The organism is Klebsiella sp. CN_Kp088 (assembly GCF_040064335.1).
Lineage (GTDB): Bacteria > Pseudomonadota > Gammaproteobacteria > Enterobacterales > Enterobacteriaceae > Klebsiella > Klebsiella aerogenes.
In genome coordinates this window covers 207,296-230,910 of sequence record NZ_JBEAIQ010000022.1, presented here as the reverse complement: position 1 = coordinate 230,910, position 23,615 = coordinate 207,296, and the positions used below count along the sequence as shown (strand labels likewise).

Below are 23,615 nucleotides of genomic sequence, written 5' to 3'. Positions count from 1 at the left end.
ATTGGCACTATTGCTGTCGCTTTTCTCTCTTCCCTGATGCTTATCTGGCTTGACGATCGCATCGCCGAGCAGGAGTAATCCCTCCCCCGATTTAAAGCTCTCCGCACCGGTCATCGGTGCGGAGACAAAAGATTACAGCGATTTCGCCAGACGTTCGACGGCGGTCAGCAGACCGGCTTCAGATACCGTAGAATAGGAAAGACGCAGGGTGCGGGTATCCGGATTATCGTTGTAGAACGCTTCGCCAGGTACGTAAACCACGCCGTTTTCCAGCGTCTTTTTCAGCCACGCCATGGTATCGAACGGATAGCGGAAACGGGCCCACAGGAACATTCCCCCTTCCGGGCGGCTAAACTCAAGATGCTCGCCAAGACGGCTTTCCAGCGCCTCGGCCAGCGCCACGCACTTCTTACGGTAGTCTTCGCGGATCAGGGCGATCTGATCGTTCAGGCGATTCATTCCCAGATACTCAGCGGTGATAACCTGAGAGAGCATATTGGTATGCAGATCCGCCGCCTGCTTCACGATCACCGCCTGGTGCGCCAGCCATTCCGGCATCACGATCCAGCCGATACGCATTCCCGGCGCGAGGATCTTGGAGAACGTGGAGGTGTACACCACCCGATCTTCACAGCCTTGTTCGATCGCATGTTGATACAGCGGACGACGCACCTTATCGGTGAAGCTGATTTCGCCGTAGGGATCGTCTTCGATGATCACAAAATCATGTTGCTTCGCTAAGGCTACCAGCCGCTGGCGACGATCGTCGCTGAGGGTTTTACCGCCAGGGTTACCAAACGTCGGCACCAGATAGACCGCTTTAACCTTAGTGGTCTCCAGCAGATCGGCCAGTTGTTCAACCAGCATGCCGTTATCGTCGGTATCGACGCTCAGGATGTTCGCCTGCGCCAGCTGGAATACCTGCAGCGCGGCAAGGTAGGTCGGGCGTTCAACGACGACCGCATCGCCCGGATCGAGCAGCGTGCGGGCGACAATATCCAGCGATTGCTGCGAGCCGGAGGTGATGTACACCTGGCTTGCCGAGCAGGCCACGCCGCGCGACTGGCAGATTTCGCTCACCGCCTGACGCAGCGGCGGATAACCTTCGGTAAGGCCGTACTGGAACGCATCATTAAAACGTTCGCTCATCACCTTTTGCACCGCGAGGTTGAGACCTTCGGTATCAAACAGTTCCGGAGCCGGAATACCACCGCCAAGCGAAATAACGCCGGGCAGTTTACTGTGTTTGAGAAGTTCGCGGACGGCGGAGGGCTTAAGTTCACCCGCGCGGGCGGCGAGGCGCCGATCGTGCATATGCTTTTCCTTTTCTGTCTTGTTGTTGTGTTAGTTGTACGTTGAAGCTTTGCAGGTGCCGGGCAGCGATGCTAGCCGCTGCCAGGTTTGCGGCCGCTACTCGTCGTCTTTTAGCACGACTAACGGCTCAATATCGCTCTCTTTTTTCACCACCAGCGAATCATCGCCGCGCAGGCAGGTTCCGCCATAGTTACCGCCCACCGTGAAGGTGCACACCTGGATGTACTTGCCGTCAACCTTCGGCAGACACCACAGCTGCTGGTAAATATTTTTGCGATCGACAAATTGCCCGCTGGTCTGATCCAATACCTCATCGTGCGGGCTTATCAGATCGATGTTATTACCGCAGCGCCCGGAGATCGGTTTGACTGCATAACCGGTTTTCGCCAGCTCGTCATTGACCACAAAATCGGTATCCAGCAGATAGCGATGATGCGGGAACAGCGACCACAGCACCGGCAGAATCGCCTTGTTGCCGGGGATAACCGTCCACAGCGGTTCGAATACCAATACTTCAGGGCGCAGCAGGACGTCAATCAGGCGCACCTCATTTTGCGGATGGCCGGTACGAATCGGCACCGCCGCATACTCATCGGCGCTGACTTCCCGCACCTGCTCGATGGCGGTTTCCCACGCCCAGGTCTTCCACACGCAGTTAACCAGGCGGCCATCGCCGTCGATAAGCTGTCCGGCGGCATCCCAGCGCAGCTCATCAAGGCCAAAGAGAATTTTGCTCTCAAAGCCCGCCTCGGTTAGCGAACGCTGAATAAACTGGGCATGGTAGTTCTCTTCAAGATCCTTATCCTGCATGATGTGCACGAACGGCCGCGCGCGGCTGTGCTTCCACGCCCCCGCCAGCTCCTCAAGCAGATTTTCCGCCGGGTTATGGCCGGTACCGCGATAGCCCTGTTTCAGCCACTGTTCGAGGATCAATCCGCCTTCCGTATGGCAAGAGGCAGAGTCGGCGTTGTATTCGTACACCTTCAGCCCGCGCTCATCCATGCAGAAATCCATGCGCCCGGTAATCATATGATGACGGCGGCGTTGCCACGAGAGGCGCAGACGAGGCCAGAGAATTTTCGGAATATCGAACAGCGCCAGCAGGTTGTCATCCTTCATCACCTTATCAGTGGCGTGCAGATACATCAGGTGCAGTTCGTTGGTCGCTTTAATCAGCTCCTGTTCGGCGCTCTCGCTGATGGTGAAGTACTGGTAAGGATCCTGATTGATGAAATGACCGTTGGCTTCAACATAGGCCTTTTGCAGCGCGTCTTTCTCATTGAGCCAGTTACCGCGGAACTGGCCTTTATTCGGCAGCCGCGCGCCGCTGATTTTCATCTCCTCGCCGGGCAGCACCGGCTGCGGCAGGCTGTGCTCGGTATCGGCGGTCTGGATCATCCAGCCTAAAATTTCGGTATCGGCAAAGGTATCTTTGATGGTGTAGACGCCGTCTTTCACTTCCAGCGTCAGCTCGCGGGTCCACTGCTGGCCCTGCGGCAGCGGCGCGTGGATGACGTTCTGCTCGGCGATACGGACCTTATTCCCCACCAGTTGCGTAATCACCGCCACGTGGCCGGTATGTTTAAACTCGCCGCCCTTCTGCCAGATTAGCAGCGAACCGGCGATCGGCGGACGACGCGAGCCGTTGGCGAAGGCCTGCAGGGGAAGAATGTTGTCATTCACCACTTCGCGCAGAAAGCGCAGCGAGAAGATTTCATAAGCCATACCGACATCGGTAAAAACAAAACCGTAGGTGAGGAATAAAAAGCGCCGCGCGAACTCTACGCATTGCCATTTATGCCCCATATACTCATTGCCGATATAGCTGCGGAAAGCGGCGTCATCCGGGTAATCTTGTGGATTTAAGCTACTGTAATTCGAAGAATAAATTGCCACGCCGCCCGGCGCGTAGCCTAAAAGCGTGCCGAAAGGGGCGTCAATACTGGTCGATCCTTTACTCATTTAGCCTGACCTCAAATTAATGCAGCCCGGGCAGTTGGCGGAACAAAACTCCCTCTTCTTATCCTGCCGCAGGCACTTACCAGACAGAGGTGAAATGATGATACCACTCATTCGATTCGCTAAACGTGCCCTTATAGAAAATAACCCAGCGTCCATTGGCAGAAGTGATATTGTTAGCCAACACATAACAAAAAACATCACTACATCAGGAGTCGACAATGAGCTCACCTTCGCATCTCAATGCCCAGCCGCTGGTCTGGGGACACGGACCGCGGACTTTTGAAGTATTCCTCGAACCAACCTGTCCGTTTTCCGTTCGCGCCTTCAATAAACTCGATGAATTGCTGGATGAAGTGGGCGCCGAGAACGTCACGATTAAAATTCGCCTACAGTCCCAGCCGTGGCATCTGTTTTCCGGGGTGATAGTGCGCTGCGTGCTGGCCGCCTCCACCCTGCCGCACGGCAGAGAGCAGGCGCACAAAGTCCTGCAGGCGGTCGCCGATCATCGTGAAGAGTTTGAATTCACCGACCACTGCAGCGGGCCGAACATGAATACCACCCCGCAGCAAATTATCGAACGCCTTGAACGCTACAGCCACGTGTCGCTGGCGGCGGCGTTTGCCCGTCCGGAGCTGCAAAACGAGATCAAATGGCACAGTAAATACGCCCGCCAGAACGGCATTCATGTGTCGCCGACGTTTATGGTCAACGGCCTGGTGCAGCCCGATCTCGGCAGCGGCGATGACGTCAGCGTGTGGGCCGCGCGGATTATGGCCTGAGATTAGCTGCTAGACTTTTTGTACACCTCACTATTTTTGTACACCTTACTAAAGAGGCAGGTCAGTATGTCCGACAATCACTACCAACCACCGAAAGTATGGGAATGGAAACAGAATAACGGCGGCGCATTCGCCAATATCAACCGTCCGGTTTCCGGCGCCACGCATGAGAAAGTGCTGCCCGTTGGCAATCACCCACTCCAGCTCTACTCGCTGGGCACGCCGAATGGGCAGAAAGTGACGATCATGCTGGAAGAGCTGCTGGCGCTGGGTGTAGCAGGCGCTGAGTATGACGCCTGGCTGATTCGTATCGGCGAAGGCGACCAGTTCTCCAGCGGCTTTGTGGAAGTTAACCCGAACTCGAAGATCCCGGCGCTGAGCGACCACTCTACCACTCCGCCGACTCGGGTATTTGAATCCGGCAGTATCCTGCTCTATCTGGCGGAAAAATTTGGTTTCTTCCTGCCGAAAGACCCGGCCGGACGCACCGAAACGCTAAACTGGCTGTTCTGGCTACAGGGCGCAGCGCCGTTCCTCGGCGGCGGCTTTGGCCACTTCTATAACTATGCGCCGGTAAAAATCGAGTACGCCATCGACCGCTTTACCATGGAAGCGAAACGTCAGCTCGACGTGCTGGATAAGCAGCTGGCGCGCGGCCGCTTTGTGGCGGGGGAAGAGTACACCATCGCCGATATGGCGATCTGGCCGTGGTACGGCAACGTGGTGCTGGGCAACGTCTATAACGCCGCGGAATTCCTCGATGCCGGCAGTTACGTTAACGTGCTGCGCTGGGCGCAGGATGTGGGCAATCGCCCGGCGGTGAAGCGCGGACGGATGGTTAACCGCACCAATGGCCCGCTCGACGAGCAGTTGCACGAGCGCCATGACGCCCGCGATTTCGACACCCAGACCGAAGACAAACGTCAGGCGTAATGCCTTTACCCGGCGGCGCGAAGCTGCCGGGTAATTTATCACATCAGTGCTTTACCTTAGTCAGGCGATCGAGATAGCCCATCACAAAGGCTGATAGCACAAAGGTGAGATGGATAATGACGTACCACATCAGCTTATTATCCGGCACGTTCTTCGCATCCATAAACACCCGCAGCAGGTGAATGGAAGAGATAGCCACAATCGACGCCGCCACCTTGTTTTTCAGCGATGTCGCATCCATTTTGCCAAGCCAGTTGAGCTTCTCTTTGCCTTCGTTAATATCCAGCGTCGAGACGAAGTTTTCATAACCGGAAAACATCACCATCACCAGCAGCCCGCCCACCAGCGTCATATCGACCAGCGAAAGCAGCGTCAGAATCAGATCCGACTCGCTGACGCTGAAGATATGCGGCAGGATGTGGAATATCTCCTGAAAAAATTTTATCGATAGCGCGATAAGCCCCAGCGAGAGGCCGAAATAAACCGGCGCCAGCAGCCAGCGCGAAGCATAAATAGCGTTTTCCAGAAAGCGTTCCATAAGGTCCTGTCAGTTTGTAAAAATGGCCGCCATTATATCGCAGCTGGCCCATATCAAAACGATGCGCAGGCGCCGGGGAAATAAAAAAGGCCAACGCAGTGTTGGCCTTTCGGGAGATATCCTGGGAAAAATTACTTCGCTTTGACGGTCTCTTCGCCCACCAGACCAATCTTCAGATATCCGGCCTGATGCAGCGTATCCATCACTTTCATCATCGTCTCGTAGTCGACGGTTTTGTCAGCGCGGAAGAAGACGGTGGTGTCTTTCTTGCCCTGAGTCAGCGCATCCAGCGAGGCAATCACGCTCTCTTCAGTCACCGGATCGTTGCCGAGGAACATCGATTTGTCGGCTTTCACCGACAGATAAATCGGTTTTTCCGGACGCGGCTGCGGCTGGCTGGATGAAGCAGGCAGATTGACTTTGACGTCCACGGTAGCCAGCGGCGCCGCCACCATAAAGATAATCAACAGCACCAACATGACGTCGATAAACGGCGTCACGTTAATGTCGTGCATTTCGCCATTATCATCGAGGTTTTCGTTAAAATGCATTGCCATAGCGGATCAACCTACCCGTAATTTCTGCGCCGGACGCAGCGGCTGAGAACCACTGGCGTTCAGGTCGAGATCGCGACTTTGCAGCAACATAATCTGCGCGGCCACGTCGCCAAGAGACGCTTTGTAACTGGCAATCATGCGGGCGAAGACGTTATAGATAACCACCGCCGGAATCGCGGCAAACAGGCCAATCGCCGTTGCCAGCAGCGCTTCCGCGATACCCGGCGCGACAACCGCGAGGTTAGTGGTCTGCGTTTGCGCGATACCGATAAAGCTGTTCATGATGCCCCAGACGGTACCGAACAGGCCGACGAACGGGGAAATAGCGCCGATAGTCGCCAGATAACCGTTACCGCGGCCCATATAGCGGCCAACCTGCGCCACACGACGCTCAAGGCGGAAACCGGTACGTTCTTTAATACCTTCGTTATCATCCACGCCTGCCGACAGTTCCAGCTCATTATTGGCTTCGTTAATCAGCTGAGTGGTCAGGCTTTTAGCATGGAATCCATTCGCGATAGTGTTAGCCTGATCGAGAGAACGCGCTTCGCTGAGCTGCTGCTGCTCACGCTTGAGGCGACGCTTGCTGGACAACATTTCGGCGCCCTTGCCGAAGAAGATAGCCCAGGTGACTACCGAAGCCAGAATCAAGCCAATCATCACAACCTTAACGACAATATCGGCGTGATGATACATACCCCAAACGGAGAGATCCGCCTGCATCAAATTATTACCCACACTGTTTCTCCAGGACATCAATCACAAAAACTGAGCATAATAATATCAAAACGGCATCGAATTGATAGTGGTTCTCATTAGTATTTACACTGTGCAGCAAATCACGTTTATTTTCTTTGCGCTTACGCAGTAAAAAAGCGGCTGACGCCGGTTTCGGGAAAATTTTTGCCTGTATCGTTTACGACCCGGTACACAAACCGGGATTCATGGTAGTTTAGACGTCCAGACGTATAAAAACAGGTTTGCAGAACATGGCTGATAAACATCTTGATACCGCGCTGGTCAACGCCGGGCGCCGCAAAAAATATACTCAGGGTTCGGTGAATAGCGTCATCCAGCGCGCCTCATCGCTGGTGTTCGATACCGTCGAGGCTAAAAAACACGCCACCCGTAACCGCGCCAAAGGCGAGCTGTTTTATGGCCGCCGCGGCACGCTGACCCACTTTTCGCTGCAGGAAGCCATGTGCGAACTGGAAGGCGGCGCCGGCTGTGCCCTCTTCCCCTGCGGCGCGGCCGCGGTCGCCAACACGATTCTGGCCTTCGTCGAACAGGGCGACCACGTGTTAATGACCAACACCGCCTATGAACCCAGCCAGGACTTCTGCACTAAGATCCTCGCAAAGCTCGGGGTGACCACCGGCTGGTTCGATCCGCTCATCGGCGCGGATATCGCCAATCTGATTCAACCCAATACCAAAGTGGTGTTCCTCGAATCCCCCGGCTCGATCACCATGGAAGTGCATGATGTGCCGGCCATCGTCGCCGCCGTGCGCCGCGTCGCGCCGGAAGCTATTATCATGATCGATAACACCTGGGCGGCAGGGGTGCTGTTTAAAGCGCTCGATTTTGGTATCGATATCTCTATCCAGGCGGCAACGAAATATTTAATTGGCCACTCCGACGGAATGATCGGCACCGCAGTGGCCAACGCCCGCTGTTGGGAGCAACTGTGTGAAAACGCCTATCTAATGGGCCAGATGGTCGATGCCGACACCGCCTATATGACCAGCCGCGGTTTACGCACGCTTGGCGTCCGCCTGCGCCAACATCACGAAAGCAGTCTGCGCGTCGCCGAATGGCTGGCGCAGCACCCACAGGTGGCGCGGGTCAATCATCCGGCGCTGCCGGGCAGCAAGGGCCACGAATTCTGGAAGCGCGACTTCAGCGGCAGCAGCGGCCTGTTCTCTTTCGTTCTCAATAAGCGCCTCACCGACGCCGAGCTGGCAGCCTATCTGGACAACTTCAGTCTGTTCAGCATGGCCTACTCATGGGGCGGGTTCGAATCGCTGATCCTCGCCAACCAGCCGGAACATATCGCGGCCATCCGCCCCGAGGCGGAAGTGGATTTCAGCGGTACCCTTATTCGACTGCACATAGGTTTAGAAAATGTTGACGATCTGCTGGCGGATTTAACGGCAGGCTTCGCGCGTATCGTGTAAAGTGACAGGAAGTGGCAACAAAAGCGGACGCTTTCAGAAAAGCGGCCGCTTTTGTTGCGCCCGAGATCAAGGTGCTCGGGCCGCTTCAGGAGTACACTAGTCGAAAAACGGTACCACTTAGGAAAGTCCATGGTTGTCATTCAAGAGATTGTCGCCGCGTTGTGGCAACATGATTTTGCCGCATTGGCAAACCCTCACGTTGTGGGTTTTGTATATCTGGTCATGTTCGCGACCCTGTTTCTGGAAAACGGGCTGCTGCCGGCTTCGTTTTTACCGGGCGATAGCCTGTTGCTGCTCGCCGGCGCGCTAATCGCTAAAGGCGTCATGGATTTTGTCCCCACTCTCGCCATCCTAACCGCCGCCGCCAGCCTCGGCTGCTGGCTGAGCTATTTACAGGGGCGCTGGCTGGGTAATACCAATATGGTGAAAGGCTGGCTGTCGCATCTGCCGCACAAATATCACCAGCGCGCCACCAACATGTTTGATAAACACGGCCTGCTGGCGCTGCTGGCCGGGCGCTTTTTGGCGTTTGTCCGCACTCTGCTGCCAACCATGGCGGGCATTTCCGGCCTGCCGAATCGTCGTTTCCAGTTCTTTAACTGGCTGAGCGGCCTGCTGTGGGTTGGTGTCGTCACCGGTCTTGGCTATGCGCTGAGCATGATCCCGTTCGTGAAAAACCACGAAGACCAGGTCATGACCTGCCTGATGGTGCTGCCGATCGCCCTGCTGGTAACCGGCCTCGTTGGTACGGTTATTGTGGTTATCAAGAAGAAATACTGCAGCGCCTGATTCACTCGCCCCGGATGGCCTCAAAATCCCCGGTAGCGCTACCGTTTACCGGGGCTACAGGCGCCGCATCCTTATCAAATCCCCTGCATCGTGCGAATACGCGCGGCATCTTCACCCGGCGTAATACCGAAATAGCGTTTAAACTCGCGGCTAAACTGCGAGGCGCTTTCGTAGCCGACGCGCATCGCCGCCGCGCTGGCTTTCATGCCGTCATGGATCATCAGCATTCTGGCCTTATGCAGACGATAGGTCTTCAAATACTGCAGCGGCGAGGTGCTGGTGACCGATTTAAAATTATGGTGAAACGCCGAGACGCTCATATTCGCTTCCGCTGCCAGTTGGTCAACGCTAAGGTTTTCGGTGTACTGGCTTTCAATACGCTTCAGAACGCGGCTAATCAGGCTAAAGTGCGTCTGTCGGCTGACCAGCGCCAGCAGCGCGCCGCCGCAGGGGCCAATCAGGACGTGATAAAGGATCTCGCGGATAATCTGTTTGCCGAGAATGCGCGCGTCCAGCGGCCGCTCCATCACGTCTAACAGGCGTTCCGCCGCGCAGAGGATCTCTTCTGATAACACCGCCGAGTTGATCCCGCTGGAGGCGACCGACGGCTGAAAAAGCTCATCTTCGCCGATATCCATCAGCAGCTCCTGCAACTGCAAAATATCGACATTCAACCGCATTCCCGCCAGCGGCACTTCCGGGGTCGCGAAGGTTTCGCATTCGAACGGCAGCGGGACGGTTAACAATAAATATTCGTTGGTGTCATAACGGAAAGTTCGTTCATTGATATAGCCAATTTTATGGCCGGAAAAGAGAAAAACGATCCCCGGCTGGTACATCACCGGCGTACGGGTGCCCGGCTGCGTCCCGTACAGCAGACGGATATCCGGCAACAGTTCACTTAGCATTTCTTGCTTATCTTTCAGCTTGTTAACTTTATCTGTTAATAGCTGGCATATCTCGGCACGGTTCATTTTCGCTGCTTCTCCGACGACTTTTCTACAAGCTTATTGTGCGTAGTTTCCTTCTTTTTCTCCAGCCCAATGGAGAAATGGGCAAGACAATGGCAGGAATGTGCATTGAGAGGAAACGGTCGCAGGAACACAATAGCCGCCATCGGGTAGAGAGTCGTCCTTTCTGCCGGGAGTTTCATCTTTATGAGGGCACCAGCCATGAATAACTTCAATTTACATACCCCAACCCGCATTCTGTTCGGCAAAGGCGCCATCGCCGACCTGCGCGAACAAATCCCAGCCGGCGCTCGCGTGCTGGTGACTTACGGCGGCGGTAGCGTGAAGAAAACCGGCGTACTGGACCAGGTACTGAGCGCGCTGGCTGGCTTTGACGTGCTGGAGTTCGGCGGAATTGAGCCAAACCCGTCTTACGAAACGCTGATGAACGCGGTGAAAATCGCTCGTGAAAAGAACGTGACCTTCCTGCTGGCGGTTGGCGGCGGTTCGGTGCTCGACGGCACCAAATTTATCGCCGCGGCCGCGCACTATGACGCGAATATCGATCCGTGGGAAATTCTGGAAACCTACGGCAGCAAGATTACCCGCGCTATTCCGATGGGCTCAGTATTGACCCTGCCGGCGACCGGTTCCGAATCAAATAAAGGCGCGGTTATCTCGCGTAAAACCACCGGCGATAAACGCGCGTTTATGTCCGAACACGTTCAGCCGGTCTTTGCGATCCTCGATCCTGTTTATACCTACACCCTGCCGCCACACCAGGTCGCTAACGGCGTCGTTGACGCTTTCGTCCATACCGTTGAGCAGTACGTGACCTACCCGGTTGATGGTAAAATTCAGGACCGTTTCGCGGAGGGCATTCTGCTAACGCTGGTGGAAGATGGCCCGAAAGCGCTGCAGGAGCCGGAGAACTACAACGTGCGCGCCAACATTATGTGGGCGGCGACGCAGGCATTGAACGGCCTCATTGGCGCAGGCGTCCCTCAGGACTGGGCGACGCATATGCTCGGCCACGAACTGACGGCGATGCACGGCCTGGATCACGCTCAGACGCTGGCTATCGTGCTGCCGGCGCTGTGGAATGAGAAACGCGATACCAAGCGCGCTAAGCTGCTGCAGTACGCCGAGCGCGTGTGGAATATTACCGAAGGTTCCGAAGAGCAACGTATCGATGCCGCTATCGCCGCAACCCGGAGTTTCTTCGAGCAGATGGGCGTGCCGACTCGCCTTTCCGATTACGGTCTCGACGGTAGCTCCATCCCGGCGCTGCTGGCGAAACTGGAAGAGCACGGCATGACTAAACTTGGCGAAAATCAGGATATCACTCTGGACGTCAGCCGCCGTATTTACGAGGCTGCCCGCTAAGTTCTCCCCACCTGATTCACCTCTCCTTACGTTAAACAAACGCCGGGGAGAGGTGTTTTTACTACCGTTTTTAGCTATTTCGTCCAGACTTAATGCTACCCCTCGGCGGATTTTTCACGCTGAGTTCATTAACAGGAGGAAGGCATGACACATCCAACCGTTATAAAACTACACGACGGCAACCTGATGCCGCAGTTGGGTCTCGGCGTGTGGAAAGCAGGCAACGAGGAAGTCGTCTCCGCCATTCATAAGGCGCTGGAAGTCGGTTATCGTTCTTTTGACACCGCCGCCGCGTACCAAAATGAGGCTGGCGTCGGCAACGCGTTAAGCAGCGCGGGCGTCAATCGCGATGAGCTCTTCATCACTACCAAACTGTGGAACGACGATCAAAAACGGCCGCATGAAGCGCTAAAAGAGAGCCTGAGCAAGCTGAAACTGGACTATGTGGATCTCTATTTAATTCACTGGCCGGTGCCAGCGATAGGCCATTACGTCGAAGCCTGGCAGGCGCTGATCGAATTGCAGCAGCAAGGGCTGGCAAAAAGCATTGGGGTATGTAATTTCCAGGTGCCACATCTGCAAAAGCTGATTGATGAAACCGGCGTCGCTCCGGTGATCAACCAGATTGAGCTCCACCCGTTAATGCAGCAGCGTCAACTGCATGCATGGAACGCCACCCACAAAATCCAGACCGAATCCTGGAGCCCATTAGCGCAAGGCGGCAAAGGGGTCTTCGAGCAGAAAATTATTCACCATCTGGCGGATAAATACGGCAAAACGCCAGCGCAAATCGTCATTCGCTGGCATCTCGACAGCGGACTGGTGGTGATCCCGAAATCCGTCACGCCATCACGTATTGCGGAAAACTTTGACGTCTGGGACTTCCGTCTCGACAAAGACGAACTTAGTGAAATCGCTAAGCTGGACCAGGGCAAACGTCTCGGCCCCGACCCGGATCAGTTCGGCGGTTAATCCCCTTAACTTTTGCCTTTAGCGCCGCGCGGCGCTAAAGGCTTTCGCAAATTAAATGAATATCCTCAGGCTCCAGAGCAAACAGCTCCGGGTCGGGCTTATCAATTAAACGACAGCCCTGTGAGAGATAAAAATCAACGGTGCTTTTGTTGGGGATGGACGAAATATACAGGCCGGATGCGCCAAGAGCAGGAAGCTGCTGCAGCGCATAGTCAAACAGACGTCGCCCCCATCCCTGGCCGCGCTGCGCCGCGCCCACATAAAAGAATAACAGTTGGCGCAGATCGCCCTTTTCACCCCTTGGCAAAGTATCCATCGCCGCCGCGGCAATAATTTTATTCTGCTCGAAAAAGGCGAAAAATATACCGCCGCGATCGTAGCAGGCCTCGTGAATAGGCGTATAAATCTGTCGATCGTGAGGATCCCAACCTCGCACATCATAATACTGCGGGTACGCCTGGAGTTGGCCATTATCGAGCTTATAAAGGGTGTCGATAATTTCGCTGCGGTCTATCTCCCACAACCTATCCAGCTGCTGTCGTGACAGGATTACCGGCGTCATTATCGTTCTCTCTCCTTGTGTGACAGGCTTTCCCCCGGCGATCGGAACCGCCGGGGAAGCGGCTTAGCGGGACGCCGTCTTCGGCTTGATACGCTTTTTCGCCCCCGAGGCGGCTGGCGTCTGGCGCTGATGCGCAACCGGCGTATGCTTCGTCAGCGCCGGACGGGTATGACGGTTCTGGCGACGCGCTTCACGCATCTCGTCCAGCGTCGGCGCCGGCACCAGGCAGTCACGGCGTGAACCAATCAGATGCTTTTTACCCATCGCTTCCAGCGCCTGACGGATCAGCGGCCAGTTTGCCGGATCGTGATAGCGCAGCAGCGCTTTATGCAGACGGCGCTGTTTATCGCCCTTCGGCACCACCACGTCCTCGCTCTTATAGCCGATTTTACCCAGCGGGTTCTTGCCGGTGTAATACATGGTGGTTGAGTTCGCCAGCGGCGACGGATAGAAGTTCTGTACCTGGTCGAGACGGAAGCGATGACGCTTCAGCCACAGCGCCAGATTCACCATATCTTCATCGCGCGTCCCGGGGTGGGCGGAAATAAAGTACGGGATCAGGTACTGTTCTTTACCCGCCTGCTTCGAATAGGTATCAAACAATTCTTTAAAGCGGTCATAGCTGCCCATGCCCGGCTTCATCATCTTCGACAGCGGCCCCTCTTCGGTATGCTCCGGAGCGATCTTCAGATAGCCACCGACGTGGTGGGTCGCCAGCTCTTTGATATAGCGTGGATCCTCTACGGCGATGTCGTAACGCACACCCGATGCGATAAGGATTTTCTTAATGCCTTTCAGGTCACGAGCGCGGCGGTACAGATTAATCGTCGGCTCATGGTTGGTGTCCATGTGCGGGCAGATATCCGGGTAGACGCAGGAGAGACGGCGGCAGGTCTGCTCGGCGCGTGGGGATTTGCAGCGCAGCATATACATATTGGCGGTTGGGCCGCCAAGATCGGAAATAATGCCGGTAAAGCCGGGGACCGTGTCGCGAATCGCTTCGATTTCATTAATGATCGAATCTTCGGATCGGCTCTGGATGATGCGCCCTTCGTGTTCGGTGATCGAGCAGAAAGAACAGCCGCCGAAACAGCCGCGCATAATGTTAATGGAGAAGCGAATCATCTCGTAGGCCGGGATACGCGCATCGCCATAAGAAGGATGCGGCACACGCTTGTACGGTAACGCAAAGACGCTGTCCATCTCTTCAGTCGACAGCGGGATCGCCGGCGGGTTAACCCAGATATAACGCTCGCCGTGCTTTTGCATTAGCGCACGGGCGCAGCCGGGGTTGGTTTCATGGTGCAGAATGCGCGACGCGTGGGCATAGAGCACTTTGTCGCCTTTGACCTTCTCGAAGGATGGCAGCAACACGTAGGTTTTTTCCCACGGTTTTGGCCGCGGCGGCTGCACGACAACGGCTTTGGCCTCGGCTTTTTTCGGGGGCACGGGTTTGTTATCGGCGCACGGTAGGTCTTCACCGTACGGATGCGGAATCGGGTCGATTTTGCCCGGCGTATCCAGACGCGTGGAGTCAACGCCGCTCCAGCCCGGCAACGCTTCTTTTACCATGATCGCGGTATTACGCACATCGCGAATATCACCGATGGCCTCGCCCATCGCCAGACGATGCGCCACTTCTACCAGCGGGCGCTCGCCATTGCCGAACATCAGCATATCGGCTTTCGAATCCACCAGCACTGAGCGGCGTACGGTATCGGACCAATAATCGTAGTGCGCGGTACGGCGCAGGCTGGCTTCAATACCGCCGAGGATCACCGGCACGTCTTTCCACGCCTCTTTACAGCGCTGGGTATAGACCAGCGTCGCGCGGTCCGGGCGCTTACCCGCGACGTTGCCGGCGGTATAGGCGTCGTCATGGCGCAGCTTACGGTCGGCGGTATAGCGGTTGATCATTGAGTCCATATTGCCCGCAGTGACGCCGAAGAACAGATTCGGCTTACCCAGGCGCATGAAGTCTTCTTTGCTGTTCCAGTCCGGCTGGGAGATGATCCCTACGCGGAATCCCTGCGCTTCCAGCATACGGCCGCAGATAGCCATGCCGAAACTTGGATGGTCGACGTAGGCGTCGCCGGTCACCAGAATAATGTCGCAGCTATCCCAGCCAAGTTGATCCATCTCTTCACGCGACATTGGTAAAAATGGCGCAGGGCCAAAACAGGCAGCCCAGTATTGCGGCCAGGAAAATAGGTCACGATCCGGTTGGATCAGGGATATTGCGCTCATATTGCTTCCGGGGAAAATGATAAAAAAATAACCAAAAGGGCGTGGATTATAAGCCGGAATGATAGTGGAAATGAAGGAGGATTTTCTCAAACCCTGACCGGGTTGCGGCCAGGGTTGCGGATATTACGGCGCCGGATTCACCAGGATCTGGCCAATCGAGCCGCGGTCGGCGAGCTCCAGCGTCTGGCTCAGGTACTGGAACGGGAAGTGCGGCCAGGAAGGCTGGTTATAATACACCAGCAGTTCCACCTGCCCATCAATCCACACCGTATCTTTCCAGCCCCGATCTTCCGGGAACGGCATGGTCCCGTTGACGTTACGGACCTGGAACATCACGCCTTCAATATGGAACGACTGCGGGCGGTCGGCGCGCACGGTCCAGCGCTCCCACGTTCCCTGCTGAGCGGTGATATCAATGCGCTGCGGATCCCACAGTTGGCCATTGATGCCTGGGTCGTCGCCAAGAGTAATATCACGGCTGCGCAGCGGCGTACCGGAGAGCAGCTCGGTCGGCAGCAGGCGCACCGGCAGGCTATCGGTAACCAGCGGCAGCAGCCCGGTCGGACGCAGCGTCAGCACCAGCGTGGAGATCAAAATGCTCGACGGCTCGAAGAAACCGCGGATACGGTCGACAATGCTCGCCGCTTCGCCGCAGGTAATCGACACTTCATCGCCGTTGGTCATATCGACCAGAATTTCACGCCGCTCGCCGGGGGCCAGCGACAATTGCTTAAGTGAGACCGGCGCCGGCAGGAAGCCCTGATCGCCTGAGATAACGTGCAGCAGGCGGCCATCGCTCATCTGCAGCTGATAGCGGCGCGAGTTAGACGCGTTCAGCAGACGCAGTCGTACCCAGCCGCGAGAGACTTCGACATAAGGCCCCTGCGCGCCGTTGACCAACAGGGTATCGCCCACGAAACCACCGCTGCCCGGTTCGCTATATTCCGGAGTGCCGAAGTTATCCAGCCGCTTATCCTGAATAATCACCGGGAAGTCATCAACGCCGTAGTGGTTCGGGATCGGCAGGTTTTTGCTGACCTCGTCTTCTACCAGCCACATTCCCGCCAGGCCGTTGTAAACCTGTTTCGCCATCCGGTTCGGGGTATTCGCCTGATACCACAAAGTGGCCGCACTCTGGCGAATCGGCAATACCGGCGCCCAATCCGCATTCGGCGACATCATGCGCGCCGCGCCGCCAATCAGCGGCCCCGGCACCTGCAGGCCGCGAATCGTCATGGCAACATTTTCGGTCAGGCGGTTACTGTAGATAAGTTTGACGTCATCACCATTCCAGACGCGGATGGTCGGCCCCAGGTAGCGGCCATTGATGCCCCATACCGGCGCGCGCGTTCCCTGGGTGAATGACCAGTGAGAACGTTGCAGGGTCATAAACAGCGGTTGACCGCGACGGGATTCCAGCAGAGGCGGAATGGGGAGCACCGGCTGCTGGCCGGCGGCATGAGCCTTCAGCGGCGCGGCGCCCGCGCACAGCGCTACACCTGAAGCCTTAATAAACTGACGCCGACTGAGTGACATATTAACTCCATGAAATACTGACAATGCAAAAAGGGAATTCGTTTCCCGCCAGCAATACGCTCGCGTTCGCGGCGTTTCCTGTATTATTTCTTTCCAGCCGCTTCGCGCTCGGCCACTTCTTTATCCAGCTCGGCGATTTTAGCGGACATCATCTCGCGGCAGTGTGTCGCCAGCGCGCGCACGTTATCTTTACCAAACTGACTGGTATCGACCGGCGGCAGCATCTCGACAATCACCAGACCATTGTTCCAGCGATTGAGTTTAATTTTGTTCGATGTATTCGACACGCATACTGGAATAATCGGTACGCCAGCGGCGATGGCCGCGTGGAACGCGCCGGTTTTAAAGGGCAGCAGACCGCGGCCGCGGCTGCGGGTCCCTTCCGGGAACATCCAGAACGAAATTTTACGCTTTTTAAACGCATTCACCACTTCGGCAATAGTGCCGTGCGCTTTGGTTCGGTTATTGCGGTCAATCAGCAGGTTGCCCGTCAGCCAGTAAAGCTGGCCAAAGAACGGTATCCATAACAGGCTTTTTTTACCCACGGTAACCGTCGGCGGCTGCACGATGTTCGACGCTGTCACCATATCATAGTTGTTCTGGTGGTTAGCGATGTAGATCGCATTGCCGTAGCTTTCCGCGTCCGCAGGCTTACGCAGTTCGACTTTCAGGCCAAATACCGGGGACAGGCGGCCAAACAGATGACCAAACGTCGCGACGTGCTTAGGGTTGCGCGGGCTGAACAAGCAGTAAAGACTGCCAAATATGCACACGACGATGCAATAAATGACAACAAAAATTAGTCGAAAAATAAATAACATAGCTTCCTCTGAAACCCAAACCGCTTAGCGTTATACCCGTTGAATCACAGGCTCAGGACACCGCTGCCCTCTCAACGCGGGGCGGAAAATCTCCGCCCCTGGAGGACATGTTAATCGCAATGCCTGAATAAACAACGATTTTGCGGCAAATTTTCGCATCCTCCAGCCGGGTGAAGGATGCGGATCTTACTCTTCGCTGTCGCCAGCTGAGGCGCGGCGCGGGGAGTCGATCTCCACGCGGTCGATTTTCTGCAGGCCGCGCATCAGCGAACCGCGACGGCCGCGCTCGCCGGTGACTTTTTGCAGCTCTTCCGGACGCAGTTTGATCTTACGCTTGCCGACGTGGATAGTTAGCGTGCTCTGCGGCGGCAGGACAAACAGGTGCGCCAGACCATCCTGGCCGGAGGCGGCTTCCGCCGACGGAATGTTGATAATCTTGTTGCCTTTGCCTTTCGACAGCTGCGGCAGATCGCTCACCGGGAACATCAGCATGCGCCCGGCATGGGTAATCGCCAACAGCATATCGGCATCGTCTTCAATGACCAGCGGCGGCATCACATGCGCGTTCTCCGGCAGCGTAATCAGCGCCTTACCGGCGCGGTTGCGCGCCACCAGGTCGTTGAAGGTACAGACGAAACCGTAGCCGGCATCGGAGGCCATCAGCAGCCTCTGATCGTCTGACTCCATCAGCATATGTTCTACGCTGGCGCCCGGCGGCAGCGTCACTTTACCGGTGACCGGCTCGCCCTGGCCGCGGGCAGAAGGCAGCGTAATCGGGTCGATGGCGTAGCTGCGCCCGGTGGTATCAATAAACACCACCGGCTGGTTGCTCTTGCCTTTCACCGACGCTTTCCAGCTATCACCGGCTTTGTAGCTCAGTCCCTGCGCGTCGATATCGTGGCCTTTGGCGCTACGCACCCAACCCATCTGCGACAGAACGATAGTGACCGGCTCGGACGGCAGCATATCGTGCTCGCTCATCGCCTTCGCTTCTTCGCGCTCGCGCAGCGGCGAACGGCGATCGTCGCCAAAGGTATCGGCATCGGCCTGCAGCTCTTTCTTCAGCAGGTTATTCATCTTGCGTTCGGAGGCCAGAATCGCCTGCAGCTGATCGCGCTCTTTTTCCAGCTCGCTCTGCTCGCCGCGGATCTTCATCTCTTCCAGCCTGGCGAGATGACGCAGTTTTAATTCCAGAATCGCTTCCGCCTGGGTTTCGCTGATGCCGAAGCGGGCAATCAGCGCCGGCTTCGGTTCATCTTCGTGGCGGATTATCTCAATCACTTCATCAATGTTGAGGAACGCGACCAGCAAACCTTCGAGGATGTGCAGGCGCTTGAGGACTTTTTCCAGACGGTAGTTCAGACGGTTACGCACGGTATCACGACGGAAGGTCAACCACTCCGTCAGGATTTCAAGCAGGTTTTTCACCGCCGGACGATTGTCCAGGCCGATCATGTTGAGGTTGATGCGGTAGCTCTTTTCCAGATCGGTGGTGGCGAACAGGTGGTTCATCACCTGCTCCATATCCACGCGGTTGGAACGCGGCACGATCACCAGACGGGTCGGGTTTTCATGATCCGATTCATCACGTAGATCATCAACCATCGGCAGCTTTTTGTTACGCATCTGCGCGGCGATCTGTTCCAGCACGCGCGCGCCGGACACCTGATGCGGCAGCGCGCTAATCACCACCGCGCCGTCTTCTTTCGTCCACACGGCGCGCATGCGCACCGAACCGCGGCCGTTCTGGTAGATTTTGCGAATTTCCGCGCGCGGGGTAATGATTTCCGCTTCGGTCGGGTAGTCCGGCCCCTGCACGATATCCAGCAGCTCATCGAGCGTGGTTTTCGGTTTTTCCAGCAGCGTAATCGCCGCCTGCGCCACTTCACGCAGGTTGTGCGGCGGAATATCGGTAGCCATACCGACCGCAATGCCGGTGGTACCGTTCAGCAGGATGTTCGGCAGACGCGCCGGCAGCATTTTTGGCTCCTGCAGCGTACCGTCAAAGTTCGGCACCCAATCGACGGTGCCCTGACCCAGTTCGCTGAGCAGCAGTTCGGCGTATTTCGACAGGCGGGATTCGGTGTAACGCATCGCCGCGAAGGATTTCGGATCGTCCGGCGCGCCCCAGTTCCCCTGCCCGTCTACCAGCGGGTAGCGGTAAGAGAACGGCTGCGCCATCAGCACCATCGCTTCATAACAGGCGCTGTCGCCGTGCGGGTGATATTTACCCAACACGTCGCCGACGGTGCGGGCGGATTTTTTGAACTTGGCGCTGGCGTTCAGGCCCAGCTCGGACATTGCATAGACAATGCGGCGCTGAACCGGCTTTAAGCCATCGCCAATAAACGGTAATGCCCTGTCCATGATGACGTACATGGAGTAGTTCAGGTAGGCATTTTCCGTGAATTCATGTAGCGCGAGGCGCTCTGCCATATCGCTCATTAATCGTGGATCCTCAATCTGGGACGCGGCCATTGCGGCGGCAAAACTACCCGCGATAATACCCGATCTCACGCCCTGAGTCACAGGAAGTGAGATCGGTTAAAGAGGATGAGGATATCAATCAGGCTAACGGTAAATAAATATCGGTGCGGAGTTCATGCTCGCCAACTTCATGCACAAAATTGAGGTAGCGGAAGTACACCGGAAAATCCCTTAGCGTCTCCCCGGAGGCGGGCAGCCAGTCGCGATAGAGAAACCAAACGCTTTGCGCCAGCGTGTCCAGCGAACCGTGATGGCGGGCCACTGCGCAACGGCCTGCCGGGATCTCGCCGTTAATCACGCCAAACGCGTTTTCGCGAATCGGTCGCTCAACGGTGCCGCAGATATCAAAACGAAACGCGTCGCCTGGCGTTGTTTGCGGATCGTCCCAGGCAATGCCCCAGGTTTCGCTGGTGGCGACTGGCGACAGCCCGCTCGTTTTGCGCCATGCGATAAAACGCGCGGCGGTGGCGTTGACCAGGTCCGGGCTCCCGCGATGTTGCAATACGGCGATCCTTGTGGCTGGAAATTGAATGATGTTTACGTCCATCGAAGTTTGCTCCTGTAGCGTATGTTTCGGTACGCGTCGATGCCACTCGGCCCAATCCGGTCGCTGACGGAACTGAGTCGGGCTTTGATCAAACGCGGTACGGAAGGCGCGACTGAACGACTCCGAATTTTGAAATCCGGCATCAAGGGCAATATCGATGATTTTATCCTGCGGGTTGAAGGCCAGGCGCCAGCAGGCGCGCCGCAGGCGTAACCACTGAATATACCGGTACAGCGGAACGCCGGTATACGCGCTAAATTGCCGGTGAAAATGGTAAGGCGAGCTATACGCAATCGCGCTCAGCGCCTCCAGCGTTAGCGGCTCATCAAGATGGTTCTCAATGTACAAACAGACTCGCTGAAAACGCCCGACGTACGCCGGGCTGGCCTTAATATCGTTCATCGTCTCCTCCACGCGACACACTCTGCCAGAGCGAGGATAGCGATTCCTGACCGATCTTGCGCACTCTCCGGCGCGGGCGTTATGGCGCGATTTTACGGATCTGCTTCACGTCAATCTCTACCGAGTTCCAGTCTTTATCGACTTCACCCTGAATTTCTACCGTATCCTGCGGGCCGACGGTCACGCCGTTCCAGCGCTTGTGGTCGATATCGACGTTCACCACGCCGGAGGCATCCTGGAATTTATACAGATCATCAGAGATGCGCTCGACGATTTTACCGCGCAGGGTCACCCAGGTGTCATCGCGCAGCGACTTGGCGTTCGCCACGGTGGTCACCGCGCCGCTCGGCCCGGTGAAGCCGCCGGCCTGCGAGGTAGTGGTAGTAGACGGTCCGGTGAATCCACCCTGCCCGGCGGCCAGTACCGGCATGGAAACCAAAGCAATAATCGCGGTCATCGCAGCAATTTTTTTCATTTTATAATCTCCCTTATGTGTTGGTATGGCTCCTATTACGCCTGACAAAACTTAACGACTTCTTAAGCGGAAAAAAGAAATTTTAATGCTGTACATCCCCTGCATCAACGCGGTTTACTGCGCAAAGAAACGGGATCGTCGGAGGGAAACATGCGCATATTATTGGTGGAAGATGACAAACTGATCGGCGACGGCATCAAAGCCGGGCTGAGCAAAATGGGCTTCAGCATCGACTGGTTCACCGCAGGCCAGGAGGGCAAAAACGCCCTGTATAGCGCCCCTTACGACGCCGCGATACTTGACCTGACTCTCCCCGGCATTGATGGTCTCGATATTCTGCGCGAATGGCGCGATAAAGGTCGTAATGAACCCGTACTGATCCTCACCGCCCGCGACGCGCTGAGCCAGCGGGTCGAAGGGCTACAGCTTGGCGCCGATGACTATCTGTGTAAACCCTTCGCCCTGATTGAGGTAGCGGCGCGTCTCGAGGCGCTGATCCGCCGCGCTCACGGCCAGAGCAGCAGCGAGCTACGCCACGGTAAGGTGACCCTCGACCCGAACCGCTTAACCGCCAGCCTTGATGGCGAAAGCCTGGCGCTAAAGCCGAAGGAGTTCGCCCTGCTGGAACTGCTTATGCGCAACGCGGGGCGCGTATTGCCGCGTAAGCTTATCGAGGAAAAGCTTTATAACTGGGACGACGAGGTCTCCAGCAACGCCGTGGAAGTTCACGTTCATCATCTGCGGCGCAAACTCGGCAGCGGTTTTATCCGCACCGTGCACGGCATCGGCTATACCCTGGGTGACGCATGAAACGACTCGCCCGTCTGAGCCTGCGCCTGCGCCTGACGCTGCTGTTTGTCCTGCTCACCAGCGCCGCCTGGGGGATTGCCAGCGTGATCGCCTGGCAGCAGACCAGCGAAAAGCTGGATAAGCTGTTTGATACCCAACAACTGCTCTTCGCCCGCCGCCTGAGCGCCATGAATGTCGATGAGCTGCAGGCGCGGCCGGCGCAGATCCGCGAAAAGAAAAAAGTTAAACACGGCCATCTTGATGATGACGCGCTGGCCTTCGCTATCTTCACCCGCGACGGAAAAATGGTACTTAACGATGGCGAAAACGGCGAAGATATTCAATGGGGTTCGCAACGCGAAGGCTTCAGCGATGGCTACCTGCGCGGCGATGACGACGAATGGCGTTTTCTGTGGCTGACCACCGCTGACGGCCGTCATCGTATCGCCGTCGGCCAGGAGTGGGATTATCGCCGGGAAATGGCGATGGATATCGTTACCTCGCAGCTCACGCCGTGGCTGGTCGCGCTACCGCTGATGTTCGTGCTGCTCATCGTGCTATTAAGCCGTGAGCTGGCGCCATTGAAGAAACTGGCTCGAACCCTGCGCCAGCGCGCGCCGGATTCGGCGGAACGTCTGTCGGACGACAAAATCCCTTCAGAAGTTCGCCCGCTGGTCGATGCCCTGAATCAGCTATTCAGCCGTACCCACGAAACCATGCTACGCGAGCGTCGCTTTACCTCTGATGCCGCCCATGAGTTGCGCAGCCCGCTGGCGGCGCTGAAGGTGCAAACCGAAGTCGCCCAGCTTTCAATGGACGATCCCGAAGGTCGGGATAAAGCGTTGGCGCAATTACATCAGGGCATCGACCGCGCCACTCGGCTGGTCGATCAATTACTTACGCTGTCGCGGCTGGATTCCCTTGCGCAACTGGATGACGTGCAGCCGGTCGCCATCGACGACCTGTTGCAATCGGCAGTAATGGAGATGTATCACCATGCGCAGCAGTCCGCCATTGAGCTACGCCTGCATCTGAGTGCCAACCATATCGTCTGCACCGGCCAGCCGCTGCTGCTCAGCCTGCTGGTACGCAATCTGCTGGATAATGCCGTGCGCTATAGCCCGCGCGGTAGCCGGGTGGATATTACGCTTTCCGCCCGCGAATTCCGGGTTCGCGACAATGGTCCAGGCATTAGCCCGCAAGCGCTGGCGCGCATTGGCGAGCGTTTTTATCGCCCGCCGGGCCAGGATGCCCCCGGCAGCGGATTAGGCTTATCGATCGTTCGCCGCATCGCCGCACTGCACGGCATGCGGGTTGATTTTGCTAACGCGCGCGACGGCGGCTTCGAGGCGCGCGTTTACTGGTAGCCACATTATTGCCAAAAATGCAAAA

General features: G+C 56.5%; 20 protein-coding genes and 2 pseudogenes. 8 read left to right on the top strand and 14 right to left on the bottom strand.

The annotated features are described in order from the left end of the window. Nucleotides 1-132 precede the first annotated feature (132 nt). From ABLV08_RS13130 to ABLV08_RS13120, 3 genes and pseudogenes are all read right to left on the bottom strand, one after another. On the bottom strand, nucleotides 133-1,314 hold the full coding sequence (locus ABLV08_RS13130) for a PLP-dependent aminotransferase family protein (protein WP_020077921.1): 1,182 nt from the start codon (nucleotides 1,312-1,314) through the stop codon (nucleotides 133-135). A gap of 96 nt (nucleotides 1,315-1,410) precedes the next feature. Further along, nucleotides 1,411-3,276 carry a bifunctional glutathionylspermidine amidase/synthase gene (gene gss / locus ABLV08_RS13125; protein ID WP_032712528.1) on the bottom strand — a complete coding sequence of 622 codons (1,866 nt, stop codon included), beginning with the start codon at nucleotides 3,274-3,276 and terminating at the stop codon, nucleotides 1,411-1,413. A 76-nt stretch (nucleotides 3,277-3,352) separates the two neighbouring features. Further along, a pseudogene (locus ABLV08_RS13120) lies at nucleotides 3,353-3,474 on the bottom strand (hypothetical protein). A 20-nt stretch (nucleotides 3,475-3,494) separates the two neighbouring features. On the opposite strand from ABLV08_RS13120, the gene ABLV08_RS13115 reads away from it, so the two are divergent. Together ABLV08_RS13115 and yghU are read left to right on the top strand one after the other, a co-directional pair. Further along, complete coding sequence (locus ABLV08_RS13115; protein WP_015369674.1) at nucleotides 3,495-4,055, top strand: thioredoxin domain-containing protein; 561 nt, start codon at nucleotides 3,495-3,497, stop codon at nucleotides 4,053-4,055. A gap of 66 nt (nucleotides 4,056-4,121) precedes the next feature. Then, nucleotides 4,122-4,988, top strand: coding sequence for a glutathione-dependent disulfide-bond oxidoreductase (yghU, locus tag ABLV08_RS13110; RefSeq protein WP_020077919.1), 867 nt, complete (start codon nucleotides 4,122-4,124; stop codon nucleotides 4,986-4,988). Between the two features lie 43 nt (nucleotides 4,989-5,031). On the opposite strand, the gene ABLV08_RS13105 is transcribed toward yghU, so the two are convergent. The 3 genes from ABLV08_RS13105 to exbB all read right to left on the bottom strand — a co-directional run bounded on the left by ABLV08_RS13105 (nucleotide 5,032) and on the right by exbB (nucleotide 6,821). Next, nucleotides 5,032-5,526 carry a TIGR00645 family protein gene (locus ABLV08_RS13105; RefSeq protein WP_015369672.1) on the bottom strand — a complete coding sequence of 165 codons (495 nt, stop codon included), beginning with the start codon at nucleotides 5,524-5,526 and terminating at the stop codon, nucleotides 5,032-5,034. Between the two features lie 131 nt (nucleotides 5,527-5,657). Continuing rightward, on the bottom strand, nucleotides 5,658-6,083 hold the full coding sequence (gene exbD, locus ABLV08_RS13100; RefSeq protein WP_015369671.1) for a TonB system transport protein ExbD: 426 nt from the start codon (nucleotides 6,081-6,083) through the stop codon (nucleotides 5,658-5,660). Between the two features lie 6 nt (nucleotides 6,084-6,089). Beyond that, complete coding sequence (exbB, locus tag ABLV08_RS13095) at nucleotides 6,090-6,821, bottom strand: tol-pal system-associated acyl-CoA thioesterase (protein ID WP_015369670.1); 732 nt, start codon at nucleotides 6,819-6,821, stop codon at nucleotides 6,090-6,092. A 251-nt stretch (nucleotides 6,822-7,072) separates the two neighbouring features. On the opposite strand from exbB, the gene metC reads away from it, so the two are divergent. Together metC and yghB are read left to right on the top strand one after the other, a co-directional pair. Further along, nucleotides 7,073-8,260, top strand: coding sequence for a cystathionine beta-lyase (gene metC / locus ABLV08_RS13090; protein WP_100279449.1), 1,188 nt, complete (start codon nucleotides 7,073-7,075; stop codon nucleotides 8,258-8,260). Between the two features lie 129 nt (nucleotides 8,261-8,389). Beyond that, the gene (gene yghB, locus ABLV08_RS13085) at nucleotides 8,390-9,049 is read left to right on the top strand and encodes a DedA family general envelope maintenance protein YghB (RefSeq protein WP_015369667.1); all 660 of its coding nucleotides are present in this window, start codon (nucleotides 8,390-8,392) and stop codon (nucleotides 9,047-9,049) included. A 74-nt stretch (nucleotides 9,050-9,123) separates the two neighbouring features. Here the strand turns inward: yghB and ABLV08_RS13080 are convergent, their stop codons facing one another. After that, the gene (locus ABLV08_RS13080) at nucleotides 9,124-10,023 is read right to left on the bottom strand and encodes an AraC family transcriptional regulator (protein ID WP_015703501.1); all 900 of its coding nucleotides are present in this window, start codon (nucleotides 10,021-10,023) and stop codon (nucleotides 9,124-9,126) included. 198 nt (nucleotides 10,024-10,221) lie between these two features. Between ABLV08_RS13080 and yqhD the strand changes: the two genes are divergently transcribed. Together yqhD and dkgA are read left to right on the top strand one after the other, a co-directional pair. Beyond that, nucleotides 10,222-11,385 (top strand): alcohol dehydrogenase, encoded by a 1,164-nt coding sequence (gene yqhD, locus ABLV08_RS13075; RefSeq protein ID WP_047077660.1) that lies wholly within the window; start codon nucleotides 10,222-10,224, stop codon nucleotides 11,383-11,385. Nucleotides 11,386-11,529: 144 nt separating this feature from the next. Further along, nucleotides 11,530-12,357: a 2,5-didehydrogluconate reductase DkgA gene (gene dkgA / locus ABLV08_RS13070; protein WP_213315204.1), complete on the top strand. Its 828-nt coding sequence runs from the start codon at nucleotides 11,530-11,532 to the stop codon at nucleotides 12,355-12,357. A gap of 34 nt (nucleotides 12,358-12,391) precedes the next feature. Here the strand turns inward: dkgA and ABLV08_RS13065 are convergent, their stop codons facing one another. From ABLV08_RS13065 to ABLV08_RS13035, 7 genes and pseudogenes are all read right to left on the bottom strand, one after another. Beyond that, nucleotides 12,392-12,919 carry a GNAT family N-acetyltransferase gene (locus ABLV08_RS13065; RefSeq protein ID WP_348855932.1) on the bottom strand — a complete coding sequence of 176 codons (528 nt, stop codon included), beginning with the start codon at nucleotides 12,917-12,919 and terminating at the stop codon, nucleotides 12,392-12,394. Further along, a pseudogene (locus tag ABLV08_RS13060) lies at nucleotides 12,919-15,256 on the bottom strand (YgiQ family radical SAM protein). The gene ABLV08_RS13065 and the pseudogene ABLV08_RS13060 overlap by 1 nt, the downstream one beginning before the upstream one ends. A gap of 33 nt (nucleotides 15,257-15,289) precedes the next feature. Then, on the bottom strand, nucleotides 15,290-16,702 hold the full coding sequence (ftsP, locus tag ABLV08_RS13055) for a cell division protein FtsP (protein WP_042897823.1): 1,413 nt from the start codon (nucleotides 16,700-16,702) through the stop codon (nucleotides 15,290-15,292). An 83-nt stretch (nucleotides 16,703-16,785) separates the two neighbouring features. Further along, the gene (gene plsC, locus ABLV08_RS13050) at nucleotides 16,786-17,523 is read right to left on the bottom strand and encodes a 1-acylglycerol-3-phosphate O-acyltransferase (protein ID WP_015369660.1); all 738 of its coding nucleotides are present in this window, start codon (nucleotides 17,521-17,523) and stop codon (nucleotides 16,786-16,788) included. A gap of 186 nt (nucleotides 17,524-17,709) precedes the next feature. Next, nucleotides 17,710-19,968 (bottom strand): DNA topoisomerase IV subunit A, encoded by a 2,259-nt coding sequence (parC, locus tag ABLV08_RS13045; RefSeq protein WP_032712532.1) that lies wholly within the window; start codon nucleotides 19,966-19,968, stop codon nucleotides 17,710-17,712. A 121-nt stretch (nucleotides 19,969-20,089) separates the two neighbouring features. Then, nucleotides 20,090-20,959 carry an AraC family transcriptional regulator gene (locus tag ABLV08_RS13040; RefSeq protein ID WP_196521930.1) on the bottom strand — a complete coding sequence of 290 codons (870 nt, stop codon included), beginning with the start codon at nucleotides 20,957-20,959 and terminating at the stop codon, nucleotides 20,090-20,092. Nucleotides 20,960-21,038: 79 nt separating this feature from the next. After that, the gene (locus tag ABLV08_RS13035) at nucleotides 21,039-21,434 is read right to left on the bottom strand and encodes a YgiW/YdeI family stress tolerance OB fold protein (RefSeq protein WP_015703508.1); all 396 of its coding nucleotides are present in this window, start codon (nucleotides 21,432-21,434) and stop codon (nucleotides 21,039-21,041) included. Nucleotides 21,435-21,584: 150 nt separating this feature from the next. On the opposite strand from ABLV08_RS13035, the gene qseB reads away from it, so the two are divergent. Together qseB and qseC are read left to right on the top strand one after the other, a co-directional pair. Beyond that, complete coding sequence (gene qseB / locus ABLV08_RS13030; RefSeq protein WP_015369657.1) at nucleotides 21,585-22,244, top strand: quorum sensing response regulator transcription factor QseB; 660 nt, start codon at nucleotides 21,585-21,587, stop codon at nucleotides 22,242-22,244. Then, a complete protein-coding gene (gene qseC / locus ABLV08_RS13025) occupies nucleotides 22,241-23,590 on the top strand; it encodes a quorum sensing histidine kinase QseC (protein WP_348855931.1) in 1,350 nt (449 codons plus the stop codon). The genes qseB and qseC overlap by 4 nt, the downstream gene beginning before the upstream one ends. Nucleotides 23,591-23,615 lie beyond the last annotated feature (25 nt).